This window comes from Ideonella sp. P3_A4 (genome assembly GCF_056403075.1).
Genome location: NZ_JBFUGE010000752.1, coordinates 1 through 2,629 on the forward strand (window position 1 = coordinate 1; position 2,629 = coordinate 2,629).

Below are 2,629 nucleotides of genomic sequence, written 5' to 3' on the forward strand. Positions count from 1 at the left end.
GCTAACAACCCCTCGGTGGCTGCGTCCCGGTTCTCCCGGATCTCGCGCATGGACTCATCGAGCTCGGCGCGCAGAAAGTCCATGTACCGCTTGCCACTGTCAGTGCCCACGAGCGCCAAGGCTTCGTCGTGGCGGCCCATGTCGTGCAGCTGGATGGTCCGGGCCAGCTCATCCAGCATCAGCTGCGTGACGTGCCGCACCGACTGCGCGTGATCTATGAAACTGTCGGATCGGATGGGCACGTCGTCCAGGCTCTTGAGCAGCGCCGGCAGACGTGCCGTGGCGTTGGTGTACGGCAGCAGATAGGAAGGCTTGCCTGTCAGCAGGTAGCCGCGCTGGCCGGTCTCTGCTCCACCGAGCGCCTGAACGATCTCCTGCATCTGACGGAGGCGCGCGTTCAGGTCTACCTGGCGGTCGGATTCCTCGTTGGCTTGCTGTGCGTGGTGGGCAAATCTGACAGTACCCACGATCAGCGCAATCAGGGCCAGCAGCAGGCCAGTTGCGGTGAGCAGGAGCCACGAGCGCTGCCTCTCTCGTCGGGCTCGGCTTTCAGCATCCATGCAGACCTCTGAGCGGGAAGCGAAGGGTGAGTGCCCCGGCGAGTCTAGACCAACGAGCGCGCATCCGAAGTGTCGATGTGCCAGCCAACGTTGCGATCCTGGTTGGCGTGGAGGCCGAAGCGCTCCCGAGGTCACGCTGCAGGAGGCTACTGATCGTCGCAGCGGACGTTTGATCGGACGAGGCGCTACGCAACCCTGTCGGACGGGCACATGGCTTGCTCTCTGGCGGTACAGCGTCTGGCTGTATCACAAGGAGTTTGGTCATGAATCTCATCGTCTGGCTGGTTGTTGGAGGACTGCTGGGCTGGGTTGCCAGCCTCATCATGCGCACGGACGGGCAACAGGGTGTGCTCTTGAACGTCGTCGTCGGCATCGTTGGCGCGATGCTCGGTGGCTGGTTCATCTCGCCGCTGGTTGGCGCGGGCACGATCAACCAGGGCGCGCTCAGCGTCGGCGCGTTGGGGGTATCACTCCTCGGCGCAGTCATCCTGCTGGCTATCGTGAACATGGTCAGGCGCGGACGGGTTCGCTGAGGTGCTCGCTGCTGAGTGACACGGGACGTCAGTCTCGCCGTCGTCACCTTTGACGACACTCAGCCTCAGCTTCCATCGGCGACGTTGCGGGTGTACTACTTCTGCGTCGCCGATTTCCTTCGCGAGATGTTCACCGACTGCCGGGGCGGTCACGGGCAGTGCACGCCATCATCCTTCGATGGCACAGCGTCAACCATCTCTCCTGGCCCAGTCTTCGAAGTGCCGAGCCAGATAGTTCCCCGTCTTGCTTGCCGCGATCGCCGCTACATCCCGCGGGGTGCCGACGGCCACTATCCTTCCGCCGGTCGCGCCGCCCCCTGGGCCCATGTCCACGACCCAATCGCTCGCGGCGATGGTTCGTAGATCATGCTCGACAACGATCACCGTATTGCCCGCGTCGACCAACCTGTTCAACTGAATCATGAGACGGTCCACGTCGGCCGGGTGCAACCCGGTCGTGGGTTCGTCGAGCACATAGAGTGCGTCACCGCGCTGGGCGCGCTGCAACTCCGTGGCCAGTTTGATGCGCTGGGCCTCGCCGCCCGACAGTTCGGTTGCCGGCTGACCGAGTCGCAGGTAGCCAAGCCCGATGTCGCTCAGCAGCCTCAAGGGTTTTTCGGCCGCCCCATCGCCGGCGAAGAAGGCCAATGCCTCGTTGACGGTCATGTTCAGCACGTCGGCCACTGTCCGGTCGCGAACCTTGACCTGCAGCGTCGCTTCATTGAAGCGGGCACCGTGGCAGGCTGCACACGGCGCAAAGACGCTGGGCATGAAAAGCAACTCGACGCTGACGAAGCCCTCGCCTTCGCAGGTGGCGCACCGCCCCTTGGCCACGTTGAACGAGAACCGGCCTGCATCAAAGTGACGCTTGCGCGCAGCAGGCGTTGCCGCAAAGAGTTGCCTGATGTGGTTGAACAGGCCGGTATAGGTGGCAAGGTTCGAACGCGGCGTGCGCCCGATCGGCTTCTGTGTCACCTGTACCAGGCGTCGAATGCCTTGCACGGCGCCCTGCAGACGACCCACCGGGCCGCTCAACACTTCGATGTTTGTGGGATCAGGGTCGTCGTCGGCCGCAGGCAACTCAAGCCCAAGGCGCTGCTGCACCAGGCCGACCAGCGCCTGGGTCACCAGGCTGGACTTGCCCGACMCAGACACGCCTGTGACGGCCGTGAGCGCACGCAGCGGAAATCGCACGTCGACGCCCTGCAGGTTATTCACTGCCGCACCGCGCACCTCGAGCCAGCCCGCGTGCAAGGGGCGGGATTCACTTGGCGCTTGCCGCGGTGCGAAGAGGTATGCGGCGGTGCGCGAGCCGTCGGTCCCGCGCAGGCCATCAGGTGGGCCGCTGTAGATGACCTGTCCACCTTGTTCGCCCGCGTCGGGCCCCACGTCGACCAGCCAATCTGCACGGCGCATGATGTCCAGGTCGTGCTCGACGACGAAGATGGAGTTGCCGCTGTCCTGCAACTGCTTCAACGCCGTCATCAGCGCCTCGGTGTCGGCCGGATGCAGGCCGGCCGACGGCTCGTCCAGCAC

General features: G+C 64.6%; 3 protein-coding genes. 1 reads left to right on the forward strand and 2 read right to left on the reverse strand.

All coding sequences use genetic code 11. The features are described 5' to 3' along the window. A partial coding sequence (locus AC1DYI_RS32195; protein WP_477208182.1) for a CHASE3 domain-containing protein occupies window positions 1–560 on the reverse strand: 560 nt, incomplete at its 3' end. A 263-nt stretch (window positions 561–823) separates the two neighbouring features. Between AC1DYI_RS32195 and AC1DYI_RS32200 the strand changes: the two genes are divergently transcribed. Then, window positions 824–1,093, forward strand: coding sequence for a GlsB/YeaQ/YmgE family stress response membrane protein (locus AC1DYI_RS32200; RefSeq protein ID WP_477208183.1), 270 nt, complete (start codon window positions 824–826; stop codon window positions 1,091–1,093). Window positions 1,094–1,282: 189 nt separating this feature from the next. On the opposite strand, the gene AC1DYI_RS32205 is transcribed toward AC1DYI_RS32200, so the two are convergent. Beyond that, window positions 1,283–2,629: excinuclease ABC subunit UvrA (locus tag AC1DYI_RS32205; RefSeq protein ID WP_477208184.1), on the reverse strand; the 1,347-nt coding region annotated here is incomplete at its 5' end.

Excerpts from the sequence above, each read along its gene's own strand:
- AC1DYI_RS32200 (WP_477208183.1), top strand. The coding sequence starts at position 824 with ATGAATCTCATCGTCTGGCTGGTTGTTGGAGGACTGCTGGGCTGGGTT.